Raw genomic sequence first — 21817 nt, 5'->3', positions numbered from 1 at the left:
TCAGGTGGAGCGCAACGAGTGGGGATCAGAGTTCGTAGTCGACGACCACGGGGGCGTGGTCGGACCATCGCTGGTCGTACGCCGCGGCGCGGTCGACCGTGTACTCCGTGACCTTCGCCGCGAGGTCGGGCGTGGACATCTGGTAGTCGATGCGCCAGCCGGTGTCGTTGTCGAACGCCTGGCCGCGCCAGGACCACCACGTGTACGGTCCGTCGACGTCGCCGGCCTGCGCACGCCCGACGTCCACCCAGCCGAGCCCCGGGCCCGTCGAGCCGTCAGCGCCCTCGACCGGTTCGCCGTCGGCACCGAAGAAGCGCGAGAAGTAGGCACGCTCGCGCGGCAGGAAGCCCGCTCGCTTGACGTTGCCCTTCCAGTTCTTGATGTCGCGCTGGTCGTGCCCGACGTTGAGGTCACCGACGACGACGGCGAGTGGGTTGTGCGCGCGGAGGGCGGGCAGCCGCTCGGTCATGGCGTCGAGGAACTTCCACTTCTCGTCCTGCTTGGGGGTGTCGACCTCGCCCGAGTGCACGTAGGTGGACACGACCGTGACCGTGGTGCCGCCGATCTCGTAGTCGGCTTCGAGCCAGCGGCCGGCGGAGTCGAACTCGTCCGGTCCGAGGGCGACGCGGTGGATCTGGGCGGAGTGTCGCGAGGCGATCGCGACGCCGGCCCGGCCCTTGGCGGTCGCCGGGTCGTGCACGATGTCCCACTCGTCGCCGAGCAGACCGGCCAGGTCCTCGCTCGACGCACGCACTTCCTGCAGGGCGAGCACGTCGACGTCGCGGGTGGCGAGCCAATCGCCCATGCCCTTGCGGAAGGCGGCGCGGACGCCGTTCACGTTGACGGATGCGAGGCGCAGGCGTGTCATGCCGACCACCTTATCGGCGGGCGCCGACAGCCCCGGACCGCACCGGTTCGAGGTTCCACGACTCGCCGCGTGCCGTCCGCCGAGGTTCCACAGACCGACGTGGGGGACGCCGAGATGACGAGATTTCGGAACCTCGGGGAACGGGGCGGGCGCACCCCGGGGCGGGCGGGGCGGGCGGGGCGGGCTCGGGCACGGCAGTGCGGGGGACCGCACGACGGACGAGAGGCACGGTGCCAGCTGGCACCGTGCCTCCCGTCCGTCGGATCCGCGCGATCAGGCCGCGTCGTGGTCCGTCTGCAGGAACTCGACCAGGCTGTCGGCGGTGGTCTCGGCGTCGTCGCCGGTCACGGTGAGGCCGACCTCGTCACCGTTCTCGATGCCCAGGCCGAGCAGGGCGAGGATGCTGCCGGCGTTGCCGGACTTGTCGCCCTTGGCGATCGTGACCTGGTGGCCGGAGGCCGTCACGGTCTGGACGAAGAGGGACGCGGGGCGCGCGTGCAGGCCGGACGCGCTGGCGACGGTCACGGTGCGGGTGGCTTCGGACATCGATGTACTCCTGTCGATGGGTGGTGCGCTCATGCTAGCGAGCGCCGGATGGGTGGGTCGGGCGAGCGGTCAGGGTCGACCGGGCCAGAACACCTCGGTGCCGGCGGCTTCGACCTCGCGGACCAGGTCGAGGTTGACGGCGGGATCGGTGATGATCGTGTCGATGGCGGCGAGGGGTGCGACGCGGCCGAACTCCTCGCGGCCGAACTTGGTGTGGTCGGCGAGCAGGATGCTGCGGCGGGCGGACTTGATCATCGCCGACTTCACCGCGGCCTCGGCCATGTTGTGGGTCGTCAGGCCGCGCTCCGGGGTGATCCCGTTGATGCTCACGAAGGCGACGTCGACGCTCACCATGCCGATGAGCTGGTGCGTCCACGTGCCGACGCCGGCCAGGGAGTCGCTGCGGATGTTGCCGCCGAGCAGGTGCAGGTCGATGCCCGGCCGGTTCGCGACGGCCATCGCGACGGGGAGGGAATGCGTGACGACGGTGAGTCCGCGGTCCGTCGGCAGCATCTCGGCGAGGCAGATGGTGGAGGTGCCGGCGTCGATCATGATCGAGCCGTTCTCCGGCAGCTCCTCGAGCGCGGCCTCGGCGATGACCATCTTCTCGGCCTGGTTGATGCCGCCCCGGTCGCCGACACCGGGGTGGATCGTGATGCGTTCGACCGGGATGGCGCCGCCGTGGGCACGTCGGACCAGTCCCCGTCGCTCCAGCGAGGTGAGGTCGCGGCGGATGGTCTCGGGCGTGACCTCGAGCAGCTCGGCGAGGTCCTTGACGTCGACCCGCCCCTGCGCGCGCGCCTGCTCGACGATGCGCTGGTGGCGTTCTGGTGCGTACATCGGACCTCGTCGTCTCCTGGTCGGAACGGAACGGACATGACCGGGCACGAACCCGACGGAAACGAGCCGGAGCGGCGGGCCGTCAGACGCAAACGGGCATCTGTTTCTGCATTTTTATCCCCGGATGTGTTTGTTTGTCAACGCGGATCGGGGTAGTGTGCTGCTCAGCCGCACCGGCGAGGTCCCGTCTCAGCCGTGCGCGCACCGAACGAACACCCCACCGCAAGCGCGTGTGAGATGAAGGAGTCTCGAATGTCCGAACTGCTCGGCACCGGCGTCGGCCGCGGCGTCGCCCACGGCCCCGTGCTCCGCATGGCGGACCCGCTCGGCGAACCGTCGAAGGACGCCCTGACCGGTTCGGCGGACGACGCGAAGCAGGCCGTGCACGACGCACTGGCCGCGGTGGCCGAGGACCTCAACAAGCGCGGACAGCTCGCCGGCGGCGACGCCCAGGCCGTGCTCGAGGCGCAGGCGCTCATGGCGCAGGACCCGACCCTCCTCGACGACGTGCACACGCGCATCGACGGCGGCACCAACGCCGAGCGTGCCGTGTACGAGGCGTTCGCGCAGTTCCGTGACCTGCTCGTCGGCATGGGCGGCTACATGGGGGAGCGCGCAGCCGACCTCGACGACGTCGCCCAGCGCATCATCGCGAAGCTCCGTGGCGTGCACGCCCCCGGTGTCCCCGAGTCGGACACCCCGTTCGTCCTCGTCGCCCGTGACCTCGCTCCGGCCGACACCGCCCTGCTGGACCTCGACAAGGTCCTCGCGCTGGTCACGCGTGACGGCGGCCCGACCTCGCACACCGCGATCCTCGCCCGCGCCAAGGGCATCACCGCGATCGTCGGCGTCACCGGTGCCGACGACCTGGTCGACGGGCAGTCGATCGTCGTCGACGCCGTCGCCGGCACCGTCGTCACCGAGCCGTCCGACGCCCTGGTGGCCGACGTCGAGCAGCGCATCGCCGACAGGCTCGCCGCGGCCGCCGCACCGCTCACCGCCGGTGCCCTGGCCGACGGCCACGTCGTGCCCCTGCTCGCGAACCTCGGCAGCCCCGCCGACGCCGCGGGCGCCGTTGCTCTCGGTGCGGAGGGCGTGGGGCTCTTCCGCACCGAGTTCCTCTTCCTCGACTCGCCGAAGGCGCCGACCGTCGACGAGCAGACCGAGTCCTACCGTCAGCTCCTCGCCGCGTTCCCGGGCAAGAAGGTCGTCGTCCGTGCGCTCGACGCCGGTGCCGACAAGCCGCTGCCGTTCCTGACCGACAAGGACGAGGAGAACCCGGCGCTCGGCCGTCGCGGACTCCGTGCGCTGCGCAACCACCCCGAGGTGCTGCGCGACCAGCTCGTCGCGCTGGCCCAGGCGGACGCCGCGACCGAGGCCGACCTCTGGGTCATGGCCCCGATGGTCGCCGACGCCGAGGAGACCGAGTACTTCGTCACCCTGGCCCGCGAGCTCGGCATCCGCACCGCCGGCGTGATGGCCGAGGTGCCGTCGCTCGCCCTGATGGCCGAACAGGTCTTCCAGAACGCGGACTTCGTGTCGATCGGCACGAACGACCTGACCCAGTACACGATGGCCGCCGACCGCATGCTCGGCACCGTCGCGTCCTACCAGGACCCGTGGCACCCCGCCGTCCTGCGCCTCGTCGCCCAGCTCGGAGCGGCCGGTGCCGACGCGGGCAAGCCCGTCGGCATCTGCGGTGAGGCCGCAGCCGACCCGCTGCTCGCCGTCGTGCTCGTCGGCCTCGGCGCCACCACCCTCTCCATGACCCCCGCGGCCCTGGCCGACGTGCGCGCCGAACTCGGTCAGCACACGCTCGAGCAGGCCCGCGAGATGGCCCAGGCGGCACTCGCCGCGTCCACGGCGGCGGCCGCGAAGTCCGCCGCAGCGGCCGCGCACGCCGTCTGAGCCGCACCATCCCCAACACCCCGTCCGCACCAGCAGCAGCTCCACCACACAGAAAGTCACCGCACATGACAACGTCGTCCGTTGCAGCGCCCGACGCACCCGCGAAGTCGCGGGGCGGCGCACGCGTCGCCGTTCAGAAGTTCGGCACGTTCCTCTCCGGCATGGTCATGCCCAACATCGCGATCTTCATCGCGTGGGGCCTGATCACCGCCTTCTTCATCGAGACCGGATGGACCCCCGTCGGGATCCTCGGCGGGTTCGGTGAGACGGACGGTGTGGCCAACATCGGTCTCGTCGGCCCGATCCTGACGTACCTGATCCCGCTCGCGATCGCCTTCCAGGGTGGCCGGATGATCTACGAGACCCGCGGCGCCGTCGTCGGCTCGATCATGGCGATGGGTGTCATCCTCGGCGCCAACGGCACGATCATGATCCTCGGCGCGATGATCTGCGGGCCGCTCGGCGCGTACCTCATCAAGCAGATCGACAAGATCTGGGACGGCAAGATCAAGCCGGGCTTCGAGATGCTCGTCAACAACTACGCGGCCGGCATCCTCGGCTTCGGGCTGGCGATGGTCGGGTTCTTCTGGCTCGCCCCGCTGTTCAAGCTCATCGCCGAGGGCCTCGGCGACGCGGTGAACTTCCTCGTCCAGCACTCGCTGCTGCCGCTCGCCAGCGTCATCATCGAGCCGGCCAAGGTGTTCTTCCTGAACAACGCCATCAACCACGGTGTGCTCGACCAGCTCGGCGCCCAGCAGGTGCAGGACTCCGGCAAGTCGATCCTGTTCCTGCTCGAGGCGAACCCCGGCCCCGGTCTGGGCATCCTGCTCGCCTTCACCTTCTTCGGTGTCGGCATCGCCCGCTCGACCGCTCCCGGTGCGATCCTCATCCAGTTCTTCGGTGGCATCCACGAGATCTACTTCCCGTACGTGCTGCAGAAGCCGGTCCTGTTCATCGCCGTCATCCTCGGTGGTGCGACGGGCGTCGGCACGAACGTCCTGTTCGGCTCCGGCCTGGTCGCCCCGGCATCGCCCGGATCGATCTTCGCCGTGCTGACGGCGACGGCGAAGGACAGCTACGTCGGCGTCATCCTGTCGGTCGTCCTGTCCGCAGCGGTCACCTTCGCGGTCGCGTCGTTCTTCCTGCTGGCCAGCCGCAAGCGCGACCTCGCCAACGGCGGCGGTGACATGACCGCAGCGTTCGACAAGATGCAGGCCACCAAGGGCCGCGACGCGAACGCCGCGACCGCCGGGCTCTTCGGCGGCACCGCCCCGGCCAACTCGGAAGAGGCAGCCGCCGCCGGCACCACCGCCACCGCGACGAAGGTCCAGAACCTCGTGTTCGCCTGCGACGCCGGCATGGGCTCGAGTGCGATGGGCGCCAGTGTCCTGCGCAACAAGATCAAGAAGGCGGGCATCGAAGGGGTCACGGTCACCAACAAGGCGATCGCGAACCTGTCCGGTGACGAGGACCTGATCATCACGCAGGAAGAACTGACGGACCGCGCCAAGCAGAAGAACCCGAACGCGCAGCACGTGTCGGTCGGCAACTTCATGAACGCGCCGCAGTACGACCAGGTCGTCGACCAGCTCAAGAACCAGTAACGCCACCACCAGTAACGAAGTGCAGTATCGGAGGGGACGGGGACATCCCCGTCCCCTCCCTCACGTCCTCGAACACCAAGGAGAACCACGATGCCCGTCCTGCAGGAGAGCCAGATCCGGATCCACACCGAGGACACCGCGCCGACCAAGTCGGAGGCGATGAAGGAGGCGGCCGAGATCCTCGAAGCTGCGGGCGCGGTCACCGCTGACTACTACCCGGCGATGCTCGAGCGTGAGAAGAGCGTGTCCACGTACATGGGCAACTTCCTCGCCATCCCGCACGGCACGAACGACGCGAAGGACGCCATCAAGTCGTCCGCGCTGTCGTTCATCCGCTACGCCAGCCCGATCGACTGGGACGGCAACCCCGTGCGCTTCGTCGTCGGCATCGCCGGCGTGAACAACGAGCACCTCGACATCCTGTCCAAGATCGCGATCGTGTTCTCCGACGAGGACGAGGTCCAGAAGCTCACCGACGCGGCCGACACCAGCGCGATCCTGTCGATCCTCGGCGAGGTCAACGAGTGAGCACCACCGACCGGGGCACCGCCGTCCACTTCGGTGCCGGCAACATCGGCCGCGGCTTCGTCGGGCTCCTCCTGCACGAAGCGGGCTACGAGGTCGTCTTCGCCGACGTCGCCGCGCCGCTCATCGACGCCCTCGCCGCCGCCGACTCGTACACCGTGCACGAGGTCGGCACCGGAGCGCAGGACCACGAGGTCACGAACTTCCGCGCCCTGAACAGCGCGCAGGACGAGGACGGCGTCGTCGCCGAGATCGCCGCTGCCGCGATCGTCACCTGCGCGGTGGGCCCGAACGTCCTGAAGTTCATCGCCCCCGTCATCGCACGGGCGCTGCAGCAGCGCGACGCGGACGCTGCGCCCATCGCCGTGATGGCGTGCGAGAACGCGCTGAACGCCACGGACCGTCTGCGCGAGTTCATCGTCGGCGCGCTCCCGGCCGAGGGCCGTGACGCGGCGCTCGCGAAGGCCGTCTTCGCGAACACCGCCGTCGACCGCATCGTGCCGGCCCAGCCCGAGGGCGCCGGACTCGACGTCACCGTCGAGACCTACTTCGAGTGGGCCATCGACCGCACGCCGTTCGGCGGCAACGAGCCGGAGATCCCCGGCGCGCACTACGTCGACGGCCTCGCTGCCTCCATCGAGCGGAAGCTCTTCACGGTGAACACCGGGCACGCCACCGTCGCGTACCACGGCTTCGTCGCCGGGGCCGACAAGATCTCCGACGCCATCGCGATCCCCGCCGTGCGTTCCGAGCTCGAGTCCGTCCTGGCCGAGACGAGCGACCTGCTCGTCCGCCGCCACGAGCTCGACCCCGAGGTGCACCGCGCCTACGTCCAGGCGATCATCGCCCGGTTCGAGAACCCGCACCTGCCCGACACGGTGACGCGCGTCGGCCGACAGCCGCTCCGCAAGCTGTCGCGCGACGAGCGCTTCGTCTCGCCCGCCGCGGCGCTGGCCGAGGACGGCACCGAGCCGACCGCACTGCTCGACGCGATGGGCGCGGCGCTCCGCTTCGACGTCGCCGACGACGAGCAGAGCGTCGAACTGCAGGCGCTCCTGGCCTCGGACGCGTCCGATGCCGACGTGGTGACGCAGATCACCGGCCTCGCCGCGGAGCACCCGCTGCACGCAGCGTTCGCGGACCGGGTGCGTGTCGCGCGCGGCTGACGCTCTCGACGTGGCCCAGTGATGACGGGAGGCCCGGTGCCAGCTGGCACCGGGCCTCCCGTCTTCACGTGGTCACCGCGACCGCCCCGCCCGGATGGTGAGTCCGCCGTGGTCCACCGTCAGCCGCACCGCCACCACGGAGCCGAACGGGTCGCCGTCGAGCTGGACCTGCTCGGGCTGGTCCAGCTCGAGGTCGAGGACCCGTGCGCTCGTGTACCGCAGCGTCCGGGTGGCCGGGATGAGCCACGACAGGAACCGGCCGAACCCGGTCCGGTGGAAGAAGCGGTTCAGCGACAGGCCGTAGCCGACGCCGGCCCAGCCGACCGTCCGACCGGGGCGGAACGCGACCGCGTCGAGCACCCCGTCGTCCGGCTTCGCGGCGGGCAGCAGCAGGACGCCGGCGGTCAGGGTGCCGCAGTTGCCGACGATGACGGTGTGCGCCCGCATCGTCCGGGTGTCACCGTCGTCGAGGCGGTACCGCAGGTCGATCTGCCGGTTGCCGATCACGGACCGCATGATCGGGTCCGAGTACGCGAGCCAGCCGAACCGCTTCTTGAGCCGCGCGTTGGTGTTGGCCGCCATGTTCGCGTCGAGGCCGATACCTGCCATCACCAGGAAGGCGTGGCGATTCGTCGTGCCCTGCGGGTCGGTGAGCTCGGCGAAGGCGAGGTCGACCGGCCGATCGGTCCCGCTGAAGGCGGCTCGGACCGAGCCGGCGACGTCGTTCAGCGGGATGCGGAGGTTCCGGGCGTACAGGTTCCCGGTGCCGACGGGGAGCACGGCGAGTGGCACGCCGGAGCCGTGCAGCACCTCGGCTGCGACGCGCAGTGTGCCGTCGCCACCGACGACCAGGACGACGTCCGGCGCGGTGGCGAGCGCATCGAGCGCGGCGGCACGGCCGTCGTCGGACGCCGCGGTCTCGAACCACGTCGTGGGATCCCAGCCGTTCCGGCCCGCCTCGGCCCCGACGGTGTTGCGGAGCACCCGCAGGTCGACCTTGGACGGGTTGACGACGATCGCGGCGCGCGGCATGGAAGGACGATACCGAACAGCCGTCGCGGTCCAGATCGGACGGATCCTGTCCACCATCGGCTGATCCGGGCGAAACTGGGAGTCCGGAGCGCAGATCGCATGTGATCAGAACACACTCGGGACACGGTGAACGCCGGGTGTCTCCGACGTCCGATCGGCTCTTCGCCATCTCAGGCAGGGGCCTCCGTGGCCAGATCGCCCATCTTCCGTTCCATCGTCGTCGTCAGTACCGGGATCGGGTTGGCCGCGGTACTCGCGCTCGGCGCCTCCTCGGCCGCGTCGGCCGCCACCATCATCGACGGCCCCGTCGGTCTCGGGACCGCGGCGAGCTACGGCGTCCTCGGCGCGCAGACCGTGACGAACACCGGGCCGACCGTGGTCAACGGTGACCTCGGCGTCTCGCCCGGTACCTCGATCACCGGCTTCGGCGGCACCGGCAACGGGACCGTGAACGGCACCGTGCACCAGACCGACGCCGCGGCCGCGCAGGCCCAGTCGGACACCACGACCGCGTACAACGTGGCCGCTTCGCTGACGCCGACCCGGACCGGGCTCCAGGAGCTCAACGGGCTCAGCCTCAGCCCGGGCGTCTACAACGGCGACACGCTGCAGCTCGCGAACACCGGCCAGCTGACCCTGGCCGGCAGCGCAGACTCGGTCTGGGTGTTCCAGGCCGCGTCGACCCTGACGATCGGGTCCGGCACGAGGATCGTCATCACCGGTGGCGCGAGTTCGTGCAACGTGTTCTGGCAGGTCGGCAGTTCCGCGACCATCGGCAGCGCCGCCCAGTTCCAGGGCACCGTCCTCGCGGACCAGTCCGTGACGGCGACGACGGGTGCGACGGTCGTGGGCCGGCTGCTCGCCCGGAACGCTGCGGTGACGCTCGACGACAACACCATCACCCGTCCGACCAACTGCCCGGCTGCCGGCACGCCGTCCGAGAGCGTCGCACCGACGATCACCTCGGGCACGCCGACCGACGCCACCGCGGGCACGCCGTACTCGTTCCCCGTCACCGCGACGGGCAACCCGGCACCCACGTACTCCGACGGCGGGACCCTGCCCCCGGGCCTCACGATCAACCCGGACACGGGTGTCATCTCCGGGACGCCCACCACGCCGGGCACCACGACGGTGACGATCACGGTCGACAACGGCACGGCACCGCCGGACACCGAGACCTACGTCGTGACCGTCCGTGCGCCGGCACCGACGCCCACGGCGACGCCGACCGCTTCGGCTCCCGTGCCCACCGCTCCCACGTCGACAGCACCCGCGGTCCCGGTCATCGGTGGCGGCGACACCGGCGGCGGCACGACGGAACTGGCCTTCACCGGCAGCGACCCGACGATCCCGCTCGCCGCGGCAGGCGCGATGCTGCTCGCCGGCATCGCCGTGATGGTGCTCCGTGCACGGACCCTCCGTGCACACCGCCGGCGGATCGGGGCGTAGCGTCGGCCGCATGACGAAGCACTGGGTGGCACCGCGGTTCGGCGGCAGCGAGGTCCTCGAGTTCGTGGACACCGAGGTCGCCGCACCCGGACCCGGCGAGGTCACCATCGCGGTCCGCGCCGCCGGCATGAACCCCGCCGACACGAAGCACACGCGGCAGGGCGACCCGGCCGACCTGCCGGTGCCCGTCGGCTACGAGGTCGCCGGCGTGCTCACCGCGGTCGGACCGGACACCACGATCGCGTCCGGCGGGGGAGCGGTCGGCGACGAGGTCCTGGCGTTCCGGGTCGCCGGCGGTTGGACGTCGTCCCTCACCGTCCCGGCGGCGGACGTCTTCGCGAAGCCCGCCGGGCTCGGCTTCGCCGAGGCGGCGAACCTGTTGCTCGCGGGCTCCACCGCAGCCGACATGCTGCGTGTCACCCGTGCCGCGGGCCGCGACACCGTGCTGGTGCACGGTGCCTCCGGAGCAGTCGGCGTCAGCCTGCTGCAGCAGCTCCGCCTGCTCGGCGCGCGCGTCATCGGCACCGCCTCCGAGCGGGGTGCGGACGTCGTGCGACGCTTCGGCGGCGAATGGGTCGCGTACGGCGACGGCCTGGAGGTACGGGTCCGGTCGCTCGCACCCTCCGGCATCGACGTGGCACTGGACTGCGTGGGCACCGACGAGGCCGTCGACGTCTCGCTCGCCGTGGTCGCGGACCGCGACCGGATCGTCACGATCGCCGCGCAGGCGCGCGCCGCCGAGGCGGGGTTCGCCGCAGTCGGTGGGGCGCAGCCCGCGAGCAAGGCGTTCCGCGACTCCGTGCGACAGCGACTGATCGACCTGGCCGGGGCCGGACAGCTCGAAGTGCCGGTGGCGCGGACGTTCCCGCTCGCCGAGGCGAAGGCGGCCGCGGAGCTGCTGGAGTCCGGGCACCCCGGCGGCAAGCTGGCACTGCTGCCCTGAGTCGGTCGGAGCGCCGGTCGGAGCGCTGTCGGAGCGCAGTCGCTGCGCTGTCCTCCGCTGGGGGGACGCGTCCGGTCGCCGCCGCTGCCAGACTCGACGGTGATCGCAGTCGGCCCCGGAAGGAACGAACCAGTGAGTGACCAGTACCCGCCGCAGAACCCGTACGGCCAGCAGCCCGGACCGTACGGCCAGCAGCCCGGACCGTACGGCCAGCAGCCCGGACCGTACGGCCAGCAGCCCGGACCGTACGGCCAGCAGCCGACCGGCCCGCGCCAGCCCCCGCTGTGGGCGCCGTGGTACGGGATCCCGTTCGTGCAGGCGTTCCCGCGGTTCTGGAAGAAGTACGTCCGGTTCGACGGCCGCGCGAGCCAGTCGGAGTTCTGGTTCTGGGCCCTGTGGTACGTCATCGGCTCGGCGGCCACCGGCATCGTCGGTGGGTTCTTCAACGTGCTGCCGTTCTTCGACGACGCGTCGAACGGGTTGAGTGGGTTGTGGGCCCTGGCCTGCGCACTCGGCTTCATCGCGCTGACGGTGCGACGACTGCACGACGTGAACCTGAGCGGGTACTTCGCCTTCCTCTTCATCATCCCGCCGCTCGGCGTCCTGTTCTCGCTGATCGTCGGTCTGATGGGCTCGAACCCGCAGGGGCAGCGGTACGACGAACCCCACCGCGGGTAGCGAGCGACGGCCGCGCGACGGTTCTGGTTGACTCGGACCCGACTACCAGCCAACGATCGAGGGGGACACCGTGAGTGACCAGTACCCGCAGAACCCGTCCGGCCAGCAGCCGGGCGGCCAGCCGAACCCGTACAACGGAACGCCGCAGTACGGCCAGCAGCCGGCGACCGGCCCGAACGGCGAGCCGCCGATCTGGGCCCCCTGGTACGGGATCTCCTTCGGCAAGGCCGTCGGACGCTTCTTCAAGAAGTACGCGACCTTCAGTGGCCGGGCGAGCCGCAGCGAGTTCTGGTGGTGGTACCTGGCGAACGCGATCGTCGGCATCGTCCTCGGCATCCTGTACGGCATCGGCATCGCCACGTCGGAGCGTTCGACGGTGTCGATGTCGACCGCGACCTCGGCGAGCGTGCAGTCGACCGTCACCAGCCCGTCCGCGCTCTTCGTGATCGCCGGCATCCTGATCGGGCTCTGGGGCCTCGCGATCATCATCCCGACGCTCGCCCTCGGCTGGCGACGCCTGCACGACGCGAACCTGCCCGGTGCCCTGTGGATCATCGCGATCTTCGTCGGCATCGTCGGCATCGTGTTCGGCCTGCTGCCCTCGAACCCGCAGGGGGAGCGCTACGACCGACCGACCGGCGCTCGATGAGCAACGACACACCGCAGTGGGGCCAGCCCGGCGGCGACCAGCCGTCGGGGCCGCCCGACCCCGGGCAGCAGCAGCCGGGGTACGGGCAGCAGCCCGGTCCCTACGGGCAGCAGCCCGGGTACGGCCAGCAGCCTGCCCAGTACGGTCAGCAGCCCGGGTACGGCCAGCAGCCCGGGTACGGCCAGCAGTACGCCGACCCGTACCCGCAGGCCGGCCCGCCGATCCCGGTCGGGCCCGACGGGGCTCCGCCGCTGTGGGCACCCTTCTACAGTGCCGGGTTCCTCGACGCCTTCACCCGGTTCTTCAAGAAGTACGCCCGGTTCGACGGGCGCGCCAGCCGCAGTGAGTACTGGTACTGGGTCCTGGCGAACGCGATCGTGACCCTCGTTCTGTACGGCGGGTTCATCGCCGGCATCATCTCGTGGAGCGTCTCGGCCTCGACCACCGACGAGTACGGCTACACCCAGACCGAGGGTGCACCCCCGGCGTGGATCTTCATCCTGCTCGTCTTGTACGGCCTGTGGTGGCTCGCGACCCTCATCCCGAACATCGCACTGGGGTGGCGCCGCGTCCACGACGCGAACCTCGCCGGGCCGCTCTGGCTCATCGGGATGTTCGTCGGCATCGCCGCGATCGTGTTCGGCTGCCTGCCGCCGAACCCGGCCGGTGCGCAGTACGACCGTCCCGACCAGGCGTAGCACCACACAACGGCAATCGGCCCGCACTGCGCGAACGCGCGGTGCGGGCCGATCTGCGTCGTGCGCGGACTCAGACCACGCGGAGTCGAGCCAGTGCACCGTCGACGACGAGGTCGCGGACGGTGACCGTCGGATCGGCGATCTGGAAGCGGAGCGCGCCGCCCGGCTGCTCGAACCACGGCTGCACGAAGCGGACGTTCACCATGAACGGGCGCTCGACCAGGTAGCGGTGGGTCTCCGGGACGCCGGCGACGTGCGGCGGCAGCGACCGGCTCGGCAGCGGGGTGTCGAGGGGGTGCAGCAGGTAGCCGTCCGGACCACCGATGCGGTCGACGGGGACGCCCGCGGGGATCTGGATGGTCAGCCCCTGTTCGCCGGCCTGCGACACCTGCTGCGCCAGCTGCGGGTACGTCGACGCCGCACGGTCACGGAGCCCGTCGAGCTCGTGCCGGGCGATGTCGCGCGGAGCCGGGAACGGCCGGTTCAGGAACCGACGGAGCATCTCGACCGCGTCCTCCTCGCCGCGCGCGGTGGCGAGGCGGCGGGCCGTGCCGTAGTCGACGACCTCGAGCGCGAACTCGTCGGACGCCTCGGCCGGGACCACGCGGAGCGCGCCCTCGACCGGCGGCTCGTGCAGGGTCTCTCCGGGGAGCTGCACGTAGCGGATCGTGTAGCCGAGCTGGTCGAGGATGGGGCGGGTGGCCGCGAACGTCATGGAGCGGAGCCTATCGGTGGAGTCGATGTCGAGTCTTGGACGCCCCCGAGTGTCAGGCGCGACCCCGCATGACGGCCTGCTTGACCTCGGAGATCGCCTTCGTCACCTGGATGCCACGGGGGCAGGCGTCGGTGCAGTTGAAGGTGGTGCGGCAGCGCCAGACCCCTTCCTTGTCGTTGAGGATGTCGAGGCGGACCTCGGCGGCGTCGTCACGCGAGTCGAAGATGAAGCGGTGCGCGTTCACGATCGCGGCCGGGCCGAAGTACTGCCCGTCGGTCCAGAACACCGGGCACGACGAGGTGCACGCGGCGCAGAGGATGCACTTCGTGGTGTCGTCGAAGCGTGCGCGGTCGGCCACCGACTGGATGCGCTCCTTGCCCGGGGTGGGCGCCGTCTTCGGCTGCAGGAACGGCTGGACCTCGCGGAAGGACTTGAAGAAGGGCTCCATGTCGACGACGAGGTCCTTCTCGAGCGGCAGGCCCTTGATCGCCTCGACGTAGATCGGCTTCGAGACGTCGAGGTCCTTGATCAGGGTCTTGCACGCCAGCCGGTTCCGCCCGTTGATGCGCATCGCGTCCGAGCCGCAGACGCCGTGCGCGCAGGAGCGGCGGAACGTCAGGGAGCCGTCCTGGTCCCACTTGATCTTGTGCAGGGCGTCGAGGATGCGGTCGGTCGGCAGCATCATGACGTCGAAGTCCTGCCAGCGCGGCTCGTCGTCGACGTCGGGGTCGAAGCGCCGGATGATGAGCGTGACGGAGAAGGACCCGGGAGGCGCGTCGGTGGTGTCGGTCCGGGGTGCGTCGGAGACCAGGGTGTCGGTCATCTCAGTACTTCCTCTCCATCGGCTGGTACCGGGTCACGACGACCGGCTTCCAGTCCAGCGTGATGTGGTCGTCGGCGAGTGACGAGTGCGGGTCGCCCGTCAGGTACGCCATCGTGTGCTGCATGTAGTTCTCGTCGTCGCGCTTCGGGTAGTCGTCGCGCATGTGGCCGCCGCGGCTCTCCTTGCGGTTGCGGGCCGAGTAGACGACCACCTCGGCCAGGTCGAGCAGGAACCCGAGCTCGACGGCCTCGAGCAGGTCGGTGTTGAACCGCTTGCCCTTGTCCTGCACCGAGACCTGCATGAAGCGGTTCCGGAGCGTGTGGATGGTCTCGGTGACGCGGGCGAGGGACTCATCGGTGCGGAACACCTGGGCGTTCTTGTCCATCTCGTCCTGCAGCTCCTTGCGCAGGACGGCGATGCGCTCGGTGCCGGTCGAGGCGCGCAGCTGGTCGAGCATCGCCCGGACGCCGGCAGCGGGGTCTTCGGGCAGCGGGAGGAACTCGGCGGTCTTGACCCACTCGGCGGCGTTGTTGCCCGAGCGCTTGCCGAACACGTTGATGTCGAGCAGCGAGTTCGTGCCGAGACGGTTCGAGCCGTGCACCGAGACGCACGCGCACTCGCCGGCGGCGTAGAGGCCGGGGACGACGGTGGTGTTGTCGTAGAGCACCTGCGCGTCGGTGTTCGTCGGGATGCCGCCCATCGCGTAGTGCGCGGTCGGCATCACCGGCACCGGCTCGACGACGGGGTCGACGCCGAGGTAGGTGCGGGCGAACTCCGTGATGTCCGGGAGCTTGGTCTCGAGGACCTCGGCACCGAGGTGCGTGCAGTCGAGCAGGACGTAGTCCTTGTTCGGGCCGGCACCGCGGCCCTCTGCCACCTCTTGCACCATGCACCGGGCGACGATGTCGCGTGGGGCGAGGTCCTTGATGGTGGGGGCGTAGCGCTCCATGAAGCGTTCACCGGAGGCGTTGCGCAGGATCGCACCCTCGCCACGAGCGCCCTCGGTCAGCAGGATGCCGAGGCCGGCGAGGCCGGTCGGGTGGAACTGGAAGAACTCCATGTCCTCGAGCGGCAGGCCCGTGCGCCACACGATGCCGACGCCGTCGCCGGTCAGGGTGTGCGCGTTCGAGGTCGTCTTGTACATCTTGCCGAAGCCGCCGGTCGCGAAGATCATCGCTTTGGCGTGGAACACGTGCAGCTCACCCGTGGCGAGCTCGAACGCGACGACGCCGGCCGGCTGCTTGCGCGTGACGCCGTCTTCGCCCACGACGTCGACCATGATGAGGTCGAGCGCGTAGAACTCGTTGTAGAACTCGACGCCGAGCTTGACGCAGTTCTGGAACAGCGTCTGCAGGATCATGTGACCCGTGCGGTCAGCCGCGTAGCAGGCGCGACGGACCGGTGCCTTGCCGTGGTCGCGGGTGTGGCCGCCGAAGCGACGCTGGTCGATCTTGCCCTCGGGCGTGCGGTTGAACGGCAGGCCCATGTTCTCGAGGTCGATGACGGCGTCGATGGCTTCCTTCGCCAGGATCTCGGCGGCGTCCTGGTCGACCAGGTAGTCGCCGCCCTTGATCGTGTCGAAGGTGTGCCACTCCCACGAGTCCTCTTCGACGTTCGCGAGGGCCGCGGCCATCCCGCCCTGCGCCGCACCGGTGTGCGAGCGGGTCGGGTAGAGCTTCGAGATGACGGCCGTCTTCGCCTTCGGGCCGGCCTCGATCGCGGCACGCATGCCCGCGCCTCCTGCGCCGATGATGACGATGTCGAACTGGTGGTGGTGCACGGTGGTCTCGGTCACAGGGGTCTTTCCGTAGACGGTGGGAAGGCGGTCGGCAGCGGGGATGGTGCTACTGCGCCGGGCAGAAGGAGGGCAGGTCCGCGGCGGCTGCGCCGGCGGGGCACGGGTCGAACGTCCAGCAGACGAGCAGGCCGAGGACGATCAGCACGACGCACGCGATGAGGATCGCGGCGAGGAGCGTCTTCCGGATGCCCGGCTTCGACACGTAGTCGTTGACGATCGTGCGCATGCCGTTCGAGCCGTGGATCAGGGCCAGGACGAGCATGAGGGAGTCCCACACCTGCCAGAACGGGTTCGCCCACTTGCCGGCGACGAAGGCGAAGTCGATCTGCTTGACACCCTCGCCCGCCACCATGTTGACGAAGAGGTGGCCGAAGATCAGCACGACGAGCAGGACGCCCGAGCCGCGCATGTAGATCCAGCCCCACTTCTCCCAGTTGGTGGAGCGGCGGGCGGCCGAGGCGGAACGGGGAGGTTCGACGATCTGCGTGGTCATCAGGTGCCCCTCTAGTTGAAGTCCGCGAAGAGGTTCATGAGCTGGCGGGGCAGGAAGCCCGCGATCGCGATCGCCCACAGGACGATGACGACCCAGAACATGGCCCGCTGGTACTTCGGCCCCTTGGACCAGAAGTCGACGAGGATGATCCGGAGCCCGTTGAACGCGTGGAACACGATGGCCATCACCAGGGCGATCTCGCCGATGTTCATGATCGGGGTCTTGTACGTGCCGATGACCGCGTTGTACGCCTCGGGTGAGAGGCGCACGAGAGCCGTGTCGAGGATGTGCACGAGCAGGAAGAAGTAGATCGCGACACCGGTGATCCGGTGCAGGACCCACGACCACATGCCGGTCGACCCGCGGTACAGCGTGCCCTCGAGTTTCCGAGAGGCGCGGGGCGCCTCGATCGTGACTTCGGGGACGGCGGTCGCCGTACCGCCGCCGGTGGGCTCAGCCATGAGCTCGTCCTTCCATAGGACGGGCTCGCCCGATCGGCGAGCCCTTGCCGTTCGTGTTCGTGTGGAACACGTCCCATCCTATGCGCGGGTGCTGACCTTCTCGTCCCGACCGGCCCGCAGGCCCCGACCCACGGGCGGCGCGCCGATGTTCCTGGCCGTGTCGTGGTGCCCCAGGAGCTGGTCGCCGACGGCCTCCCACGTGGTGCCCTCGACCCGGAGACGACCCGCCGATCCCATCCGTTCCGCGAGTGCGCGGTCGTGGTGGAGCCGCAGGACCGCCTGTCGGAGGGCCTGCGGTGCGTCGGTGTCGTAGAGCTCGCCGTCGAGTCCGGGGGCGACGAGGTCGAGCGGACCACCCGACGCCGGCGCGATCACCGGCAGCCCCGAGGCGTGCGCTTCCTGGAGGGTCTGCCCGAAGGTCTCGGCCGGACCGGTGTGCACGAAGAGGTCGAGCGAGGCGTACGCGTCGGCGAGGGCGTCGCCGCGCAACGGTCCGGTGAAGGTGACGTCGAGGTGCCGCAGGCGTCGCTCGAGCAGCGCCCGGGACGGCCCGCCGCCGGCCACGACGACGCGGATGCCGGGGATCCCGCCGAGCTCGGCGAGCCGTTCGACCTCCTTCTCCGGCGCCAGCCGCCCGACGTAGCCGACGATCGTCTCGCCGTGCGGGGCGATCCGGCGCCGGAGCGCCCGGACGTGGGCGGACTCCCGTCGGGCCGGGTGGAAGAGCTCGGTGTCGACCCCGCGCCCCCAGCGGGCGACGCGGGGGACCCCGTCCTCGGCGAGCATCGCGGCGGTCGCGCTCGACGGTGCGAGCGTCAGCGAGGCGCCGGCGTGGATGCGGCCGAGGATCCTGCGGACCAACGGGACGGTCGCCGTCAGGCCGTTGCGGCGGGCGAAACCGGCCACGTCGGTCTGGAAGACGGCGACGGAGGGGATGCCGAGCCTCCCGGCTGCCGTGATCGCGCGTCCACCCAACAGGAACGGACTCGCGGCGTGGAGCACGTCGGCGCCGGAGGCGGCGAGGATCGTGTCGAGGACGGGGTGGGGGAGTGCGACGGGGAACTGCCGGTACGCGACGGCGGGGATCCGGTGCACGTCGAAGGAGCGGTAGCGCTCGACACTGCTGCGGGACCGGAACTGCGCGAGCCCCGGGGTGTCCGGTGCGATCACGACCGCGCGGTGGCCACGGCGTTCCAGGTGGTCGAGGACCGCCAGGACGCTGGTGGTCACGCCGTTGAGGGTGGGCAGGAAGCTCTCGGTCACGACGGCGACGGTCCGGGGGGACGTGCCGCGCTCCACGCTGCGTGCGCTCATGGTGCTGCCCATGCTCCGGGCGTCACGTGACCCCGCGGGGCCGACGACGTGAACGGGGCGGAGGCGGCGGGTGAACAACGACGTGCGGGAGCCCGCATGCGGGAATCGTGCGGAGACCACCCAGGATCCGCGCGGCAGGACCGGTACGGTGAGCGCGTGGCTGACGCTCTCGAAGACTTCTACGCGATCATCCCCGCAGGGGGCATCGGATCGCGCCTGTGGCCGCTGTCGCGCGCGGACGCACCCAAGTTCCTGCACGACCTGACCGGGTCCGGCACCTCGCTGCTCCGGCAGACCTGGGACCGGCTCGCTCCGCTCGCGGGCGAGCAGCGGATCATGGTCGTGACCGGACGGGCGCACCGCGTCGCCGTCGAGTCGCAGCTTCCCGGGGTCGAGGACCACAACGTGGTGCTCGAGAGCGAGCCGAAGGACTCCACGGCGGCCATCGGCCTCGCCGCGGCGATCCTCGTGCGCCGCGAACCCGACGTCGTCATCGGCTCCTTCGCCGCCGACCACGTCATCGGTGACGCCCGCGGCTTCCGCCGTTCCGTGCGCGAGGCCGTCGCCGTCGCCCGCGCCGGGTACATCACCACCATCGGCATCACGCCGACCGAGCCCGCGATCGGCTTCGGGTACATCCACGCGCACGGCGACACCCTGGACATCGAGGGCGCACCGACCGCGCACGCCGTCCGGTCGTTCGTCGAGAAGCCCGACCTGGACACCGCACGCTCGTACGTCGAACAGGGCACGTACCTGTGGAACGCGGGCATGTTCATCGCCCGCGCCGACGTGCTGCTCGAGGAGATCGGCCGGAACAACCCGACGCTGCTGGCCGGCATCAACGAGCTCGCGGACGCCTGGGACACCTCGGCCCGCGGGGCGGTCGTCGACGCGGTGTGGCCCACGCTCGAGAAGATCGCGATCGACTACACCGTCGCCGAGCCGGCCGCCGCGGCCGGCCGCATGGCGGTCGTCCCCGGTGACTTCGACTGGGACGACGTCGGCGACTTCGCCTCGCTCGCCAAGCTGCAGTCCGGTGGTCGCCCGAACAACCTCGCCGTGCTCGGTGACGGCGCGCGGATCCTGGCCGACTCGTCGAGTGGCATCGTGATCTCGCACAGCCAGCGGCTCATCTCGCTCATCGGGGTCGAGGACATCGTCGTCGTGGACACCCCCGACGCGCTCCTCGTGACCACCAGCGCGAACGCGCAGCGGGTCAAGGGTGTCGTGGATGCGCTCAAGATCAGCGGCCGCGGCGACGTCCTCTGACGACGTCGCACCGGTCGTTCGTCCGGTGATGTTTCAGGTGTAGGGTCACTGGGGGAGCGACACGGGGAGGACACGGGGGCGATGGTGGACATCGAGTTCGACGCGGGGGACGCGTCAGCACTGGCAACGGCGGTACGGGCAGCAGCAGCGACCCTCCGCGGGCAGGGCGGGAGCCGTTCGGGAGCGGCGGAGTCGGCGCTGGCGGACTTCGCAGGCTCGTACGCCGACCGATTCCGTGACGCCGTCGTCATCGAGGCGGAGGACCGAGGCAAGCTCGTCGGGGTGCTGACCGATCTCGCGTCCGGGGTCGACCGAGCCGCCCAACGCGCCGAGCAGGAGCGTGAGCGCGTCCGCGCGCACGCCGCCTGGAAGGTCCGAGAATCCGAGCGTCAGCGGTCGGCCGCGGACGCGCTCGCCGGACCGTTCTCGGGAGCGGCGGTCGATCTCTGGGGGACGTTGGTCGACCGGGAACCCTCGAACGAGCCGCTCACTCGACCAACCGTCGACGCCGAGTTCCGCGGCCGTGAACGTGCTCGGTACGGAGCCGGCGCGAGCCGAGGGAAGAGCTCCGCCGACCCGGCGGCACTGCGCGCGTTCGTCTCGACGGTGGCAGGGCTGGACGCCTCGGCTTCGGCGGAGGCGGCGCGAGTGCGATCGGCTTGGTCGTCGTTCCGGTCCTCGTGCGCATGGGTACAGGTCGACCGCGGCAGCATGCCCGCCGGATTCGATCGGTACACCGGGGAGAACGACGAGGACCGGTCCTGGATCGCCAAGACCGCCCAGGCGTTCGAGGATGCAGGCGGCGGCGCGCTCGCCGACGCGGTGCTCGACATCGCTGCCATGGGACGGGCAGCCCCCGCCGTCCAGGGGTTGCTCGCGGCGGGCCTGACGCCGGCGCAGGTCGCTGCGAGGTGGGCAGCGCTCGGTCTGACCAAGGCAGACGCCGATGCCCTTCGCGCGCTGCCGATGTCGGTGCTGTCCGAGCTCGGCAACCTGGAGGGCATTCCGTACTGGGCTCGGAGCACGGCAAACGTCGTGCTGTTGAACCAGCGATTGGGCGACGTCGAGCTCGAGATCGAGAGTCTTCTGGCATCAGTGGCGTCCACGGGCGACGAGGGTGCCGCACGCGCGGCGGCACAGCGGATCGCGGCGCTGAAGACCGAGCTGAAGTCCCTGCGCAACATCAACGCGACGATGGCGAAGAAGGGGGCGGAGGGGGAGCGGTACCTCATCTCGCTCACCGACGACCAGCCCCCGCTGGCGGCCGTTTCGATCGGTGACCTCGACACGGCTGACTCCGTGACGTGGGCCGTTCCGGGGATGGACACGACGACCGCGGACATGAGTTCGTGGACGATGGCGGCGCAGAACATCTACGACGAGCAGGGGCGAGCTGCTGTCGATGGCGGGTTCTCCGGGACCCACGCAGTCGTCTCCTGGATCGGGTACGACACGCCGACGCCCGCAGAAGTTCTCTTCATGGGGAAGGCGAAGCGGGGCGGAGGGCAGCTTGCCGAGTCAATCCGTGGATTGGGGGCCGTGCGCACAGAGCGGATGCCGGAGACGAATGTCGTCGCGCACTCGTACGGCACGACCACGACGGCCGTCGCGTTGTCGCAACGAGGCGTTCACGTCGATCGGTTCGTGGCGCTCGGTTCAGCGGGGCTGCCGGACACTGTCGATTCAGCAGACGAACTGCACGCCGGACACGTGTACGCGGCACAGGCGAAGGACGCACCAGTGGGGCAGGCCGGTCAGGGTGACGAGTGGGCTGTCTTCGGACGAGACCACAGCGTTGCGCATCATGTCGACCCAACGTCCGGGGACTTCGGGGCAACCGTGTTCGGTGCCAACGGCACGACGGCGGCTGACGGCAGGAAGCTGAAACCGGTCTTGCACCACGACCCGTTGAACAGTGACCTCAAGGGGTACCTCGACCGTGACACGGAGACGATCTACAACGTCGGGCGAGCGACGATCGGTTTGGACGACGAGCTCACCCCGCCAGGATCACGGTGACCGTGCGCAAGCA

General features: G+C 70.3%; 21 protein-coding genes. 11 read left to right on the top strand and 10 right to left on the bottom strand.

The window, feature by feature from the left end; all coding sequences use genetic code 11:
* Positions 1–25 precede the first annotated feature (25 nt).
* The 3 genes from EDF42_RS10400 to EDF42_RS10390 all read right to left on the bottom strand — a co-directional run bounded on the left by EDF42_RS10400 (position 26) and on the right by EDF42_RS10390 (position 2254).
* Complete coding sequence (locus EDF42_RS10400) at positions 26–868, bottom strand: exodeoxyribonuclease III (RefSeq protein ID WP_123672273.1); 843 nt, start codon at positions 866–868, stop codon at positions 26–28.
* Positions 869–1141: 273 nt separating this feature from the next.
* On the bottom strand, positions 1142–1414 hold the full coding sequence (locus EDF42_RS10395) for an HPr family phosphocarrier protein (RefSeq protein WP_123338909.1): 273 nt from the start codon (positions 1412–1414) through the stop codon (positions 1142–1144).
* Positions 1415–1483: 69 nt separating this feature from the next.
* The gene (locus tag EDF42_RS10390) at positions 1484–2254 is read right to left on the bottom strand and encodes a DeoR/GlpR family DNA-binding transcription regulator (protein WP_111086639.1); all 771 of its coding nucleotides are present in this window, start codon (positions 2252–2254) and stop codon (positions 1484–1486) included.
* 252 nt (positions 2255–2506) lie between these two features.
* Between EDF42_RS10390 and ptsP the strand changes: the two genes are divergently transcribed.
* The 4 genes from ptsP to EDF42_RS10375 all read left to right on the top strand — a co-directional run bounded on the left by ptsP (position 2507) and on the right by EDF42_RS10375 (position 7457).
* Positions 2507–4162 (top strand): phosphoenolpyruvate--protein phosphotransferase, encoded by a 1656-nt coding sequence (ptsP, locus tag EDF42_RS10385; RefSeq protein ID WP_123672272.1) that lies wholly within the window; start codon positions 2507–2509, stop codon positions 4160–4162.
* Positions 4163–4227: 65 nt separating this feature from the next.
* Entirely contained in the window at positions 4228–5766 is a 1539-nt protein-coding gene (locus EDF42_RS10380; RefSeq protein ID WP_185047005.1) for a PTS mannitol transporter subunit IICB, read from the top strand.
* 90 nt (positions 5767–5856) lie between these two features.
* On the top strand, positions 5857–6294 hold the full coding sequence (locus tag EDF42_RS19240; protein ID WP_027466426.1) for a PTS sugar transporter subunit IIA: 438 nt from the start codon (positions 5857–5859) through the stop codon (positions 6292–6294).
* On the top strand, positions 6291–7457 hold the full coding sequence (locus tag EDF42_RS10375) for a mannitol-1-phosphate 5-dehydrogenase (RefSeq protein WP_123672271.1): 1167 nt from the start codon (positions 6291–6293) through the stop codon (positions 7455–7457). The genes EDF42_RS19240 and EDF42_RS10375 overlap by 4 nt, the downstream gene beginning before the upstream one ends.
* A gap of 72 nt (positions 7458–7529) precedes the next feature.
* Here EDF42_RS10375 and EDF42_RS10370 read toward each other — a convergent pair whose 3' ends face one another.
* Positions 7530–8489, bottom strand: coding sequence for a diacylglycerol kinase family protein (locus EDF42_RS10370; RefSeq protein WP_123672270.1), 960 nt, complete (start codon positions 8487–8489; stop codon positions 7530–7532).
* A gap of 186 nt (positions 8490–8675) precedes the next feature.
* On the opposite strand from EDF42_RS10370, the gene EDF42_RS10365 reads away from it, so the two are divergent.
* The 5 genes from EDF42_RS10365 to EDF42_RS10345 all read left to right on the top strand — a co-directional run bounded on the left by EDF42_RS10365 (position 8676) and on the right by EDF42_RS10345 (position 12909).
* Positions 8676–9941: an ice-binding family protein gene (locus tag EDF42_RS10365; RefSeq protein WP_185040884.1), complete on the top strand. Its 1266-nt coding sequence runs from the start codon at positions 8676–8678 to the stop codon at positions 9939–9941.
* Between the two features lie 10 nt (positions 9942–9951).
* Complete coding sequence (locus EDF42_RS10360) at positions 9952–10884, top strand: NADP-dependent oxidoreductase (protein WP_123672486.1); 933 nt, start codon at positions 9952–9954, stop codon at positions 10882–10884.
* A gap of 132 nt (positions 10885–11016) precedes the next feature.
* Positions 11017–11562 (top strand): DUF805 domain-containing protein, encoded by a 546-nt coding sequence (locus EDF42_RS10355; protein WP_123672268.1) that lies wholly within the window; start codon positions 11017–11019, stop codon positions 11560–11562.
* Between the two features lie 70 nt (positions 11563–11632).
* Positions 11633–12211, top strand: coding sequence for a DUF805 domain-containing protein (locus EDF42_RS10350; RefSeq protein ID WP_111086632.1), 579 nt, complete (start codon positions 11633–11635; stop codon positions 12209–12211).
* A complete protein-coding gene (locus EDF42_RS10345; protein WP_185040882.1) occupies positions 12208–12909 on the top strand; it encodes a DUF805 domain-containing protein in 702 nt (233 codons plus the stop codon). The genes EDF42_RS10350 and EDF42_RS10345 overlap by 4 nt, the downstream gene beginning before the upstream one ends.
* Before the next feature lie 70 nt (positions 12910–12979).
* On the opposite strand, the gene EDF42_RS10340 is transcribed toward EDF42_RS10345, so the two are convergent.
* The 6 genes from EDF42_RS10340 to EDF42_RS10315 form a co-directional block, all read right to left on the bottom strand.
* Positions 12980–13624: a TNT domain-containing protein gene (locus EDF42_RS10340; protein ID WP_111086631.1), complete on the bottom strand. Its 645-nt coding sequence runs from the start codon at positions 13622–13624 to the stop codon at positions 12980–12982.
* Between the two features lie 52 nt (positions 13625–13676).
* The gene (locus EDF42_RS10335) at positions 13677–14447 is read right to left on the bottom strand and encodes a succinate dehydrogenase iron-sulfur subunit (RefSeq protein WP_123292177.1); all 771 of its coding nucleotides are present in this window, start codon (positions 14445–14447) and stop codon (positions 13677–13679) included.
* Position 14448: 1 nt separating this feature from the next.
* Positions 14449–16242 carry a succinate dehydrogenase flavoprotein subunit gene (gene sdhA, locus EDF42_RS10330; protein ID WP_123338916.1) on the bottom strand — a complete coding sequence of 598 codons (1794 nt, stop codon included), beginning with the start codon at positions 16240–16242 and terminating at the stop codon, positions 14449–14451.
* Between the two features lie 49 nt (positions 16243–16291).
* On the bottom strand, positions 16292–16738 hold the full coding sequence (gene sdhD / locus EDF42_RS10325; RefSeq protein ID WP_111086628.1) for a succinate dehydrogenase, hydrophobic membrane anchor protein: 447 nt from the start codon (positions 16736–16738) through the stop codon (positions 16292–16294).
* An 11-nt stretch (positions 16739–16749) separates the two neighbouring features.
* Complete coding sequence (gene sdhC / locus EDF42_RS10320) at positions 16750–17199, bottom strand: succinate dehydrogenase, cytochrome b556 subunit (protein ID WP_123672267.1); 450 nt, start codon at positions 17197–17199, stop codon at positions 16750–16752.
* Between the two features lie 78 nt (positions 17200–17277).
* Complete coding sequence (locus tag EDF42_RS10315; RefSeq protein WP_235035928.1) at positions 17278–18513, bottom strand: glycosyltransferase family 1 protein; 1236 nt, start codon at positions 18511–18513, stop codon at positions 17278–17280.
* 156 nt (positions 18514–18669) lie between these two features.
* Here EDF42_RS10315 and EDF42_RS10310 point away from each other — a divergent pair, with 156 nt between their 5' ends.
* Together EDF42_RS10310 and EDF42_RS10305 are read left to right on the top strand one after the other, a co-directional pair.
* Complete coding sequence (locus EDF42_RS10310; RefSeq protein ID WP_123672266.1) at positions 18670–19785, top strand: mannose-1-phosphate guanylyltransferase; 1116 nt, start codon at positions 18670–18672, stop codon at positions 19783–19785.
* 84 nt (positions 19786–19869) lie between these two features.
* Entirely contained in the window at positions 19870–21804 is a 1935-nt protein-coding gene (locus tag EDF42_RS10305) for an alpha/beta hydrolase (protein ID WP_221181019.1), read from the top strand.
* Positions 21805–21817 lie beyond the last annotated feature (13 nt).

Origin of the sequence: Curtobacterium sp. PhB172 (genome assembly GCF_003752545.1) — a bacterium.
Taxonomy (GTDB): Bacteria; Actinomycetota; Actinomycetes; order Actinomycetales; family Microbacteriaceae; genus Curtobacterium.
This window is presented reverse-complemented; position numbering and strand designations above follow the sequence as displayed.

Coding starts and splice junctions, on each gene's coding strand:
- EDF42_RS10400 (WP_123672273.1), bottom strand. CDS start 868: ATGACACGCCTGCGCCTCGCATCCGTCAACGTGAACGGCGTCCGCGCC.
- EDF42_RS10395 (WP_123338909.1), bottom strand. CDS start 1,414: ATGTCCGAAGCCACCCGCACCGTGACCGTCGCCAGCGCGTCCGGCCTG.
- EDF42_RS10390 (WP_111086639.1), bottom strand. CDS start 2,254: ATGTACGCACCAGAACGCCACCAGCGCATCGTCGAGCAGGCGCGCGCG.
- ptsP (WP_123672272.1), top strand. CDS start 2,507: ATGTCCGAACTGCTCGGCACCGGCGTCGGCCGCGGCGTCGCCCACGGC.
- EDF42_RS10380 (WP_185047005.1), top strand. CDS start 4,228: ATGACAACGTCGTCCGTTGCAGCGCCCGACGCACCCGCGAAGTCGCGG.
- EDF42_RS19240 (WP_027466426.1), top strand. CDS start 5,857: ATGCCCGTCCTGCAGGAGAGCCAGATCCGGATCCACACCGAGGACACC.
- EDF42_RS10370 (WP_123672270.1), bottom strand. CDS start 8,489: ATGCCGCGCGCCGCGATCGTCGTCAACCCGTCCAAGGTCGACCTGCGG.
- EDF42_RS10360 (WP_123672486.1), top strand. CDS start 9,952: ATGACGAAGCACTGGGTGGCACCGCGGTTCGGCGGCAGCGAGGTCCTC.
- EDF42_RS10345 (WP_185040882.1), top strand. CDS start 12,208: ATGAGCAACGACACACCGCAGTGGGGCCAGCCCGGCGGCGACCAGCCG.
- EDF42_RS10340 (WP_111086631.1), bottom strand. CDS start 13,624: ATGACGTTCGCGGCCACCCGCCCCATCCTCGACCAGCTCGGCTACACG.
- EDF42_RS10335 (WP_123292177.1), bottom strand. CDS start 14,447: ATGACCGACACCCTGGTCTCCGACGCACCCCGGACCGACACCACCGAC.
- sdhD (WP_111086628.1), bottom strand. CDS start 16,738: ATGACCACGCAGATCGTCGAACCTCCCCGTTCCGCCTCGGCCGCCCGC.
- sdhC (WP_123672267.1), bottom strand. CDS start 17,199: ATGGCTGAGCCCACCGGCGGCGGTACGGCGACCGCCGTCCCCGAAGTC.
- EDF42_RS10315 (WP_235035928.1), bottom strand. CDS start 18,513: ATGAGCGCACGCAGCGTGGAGCGCGGCACGTCCCCCCGGACCGTCGCC.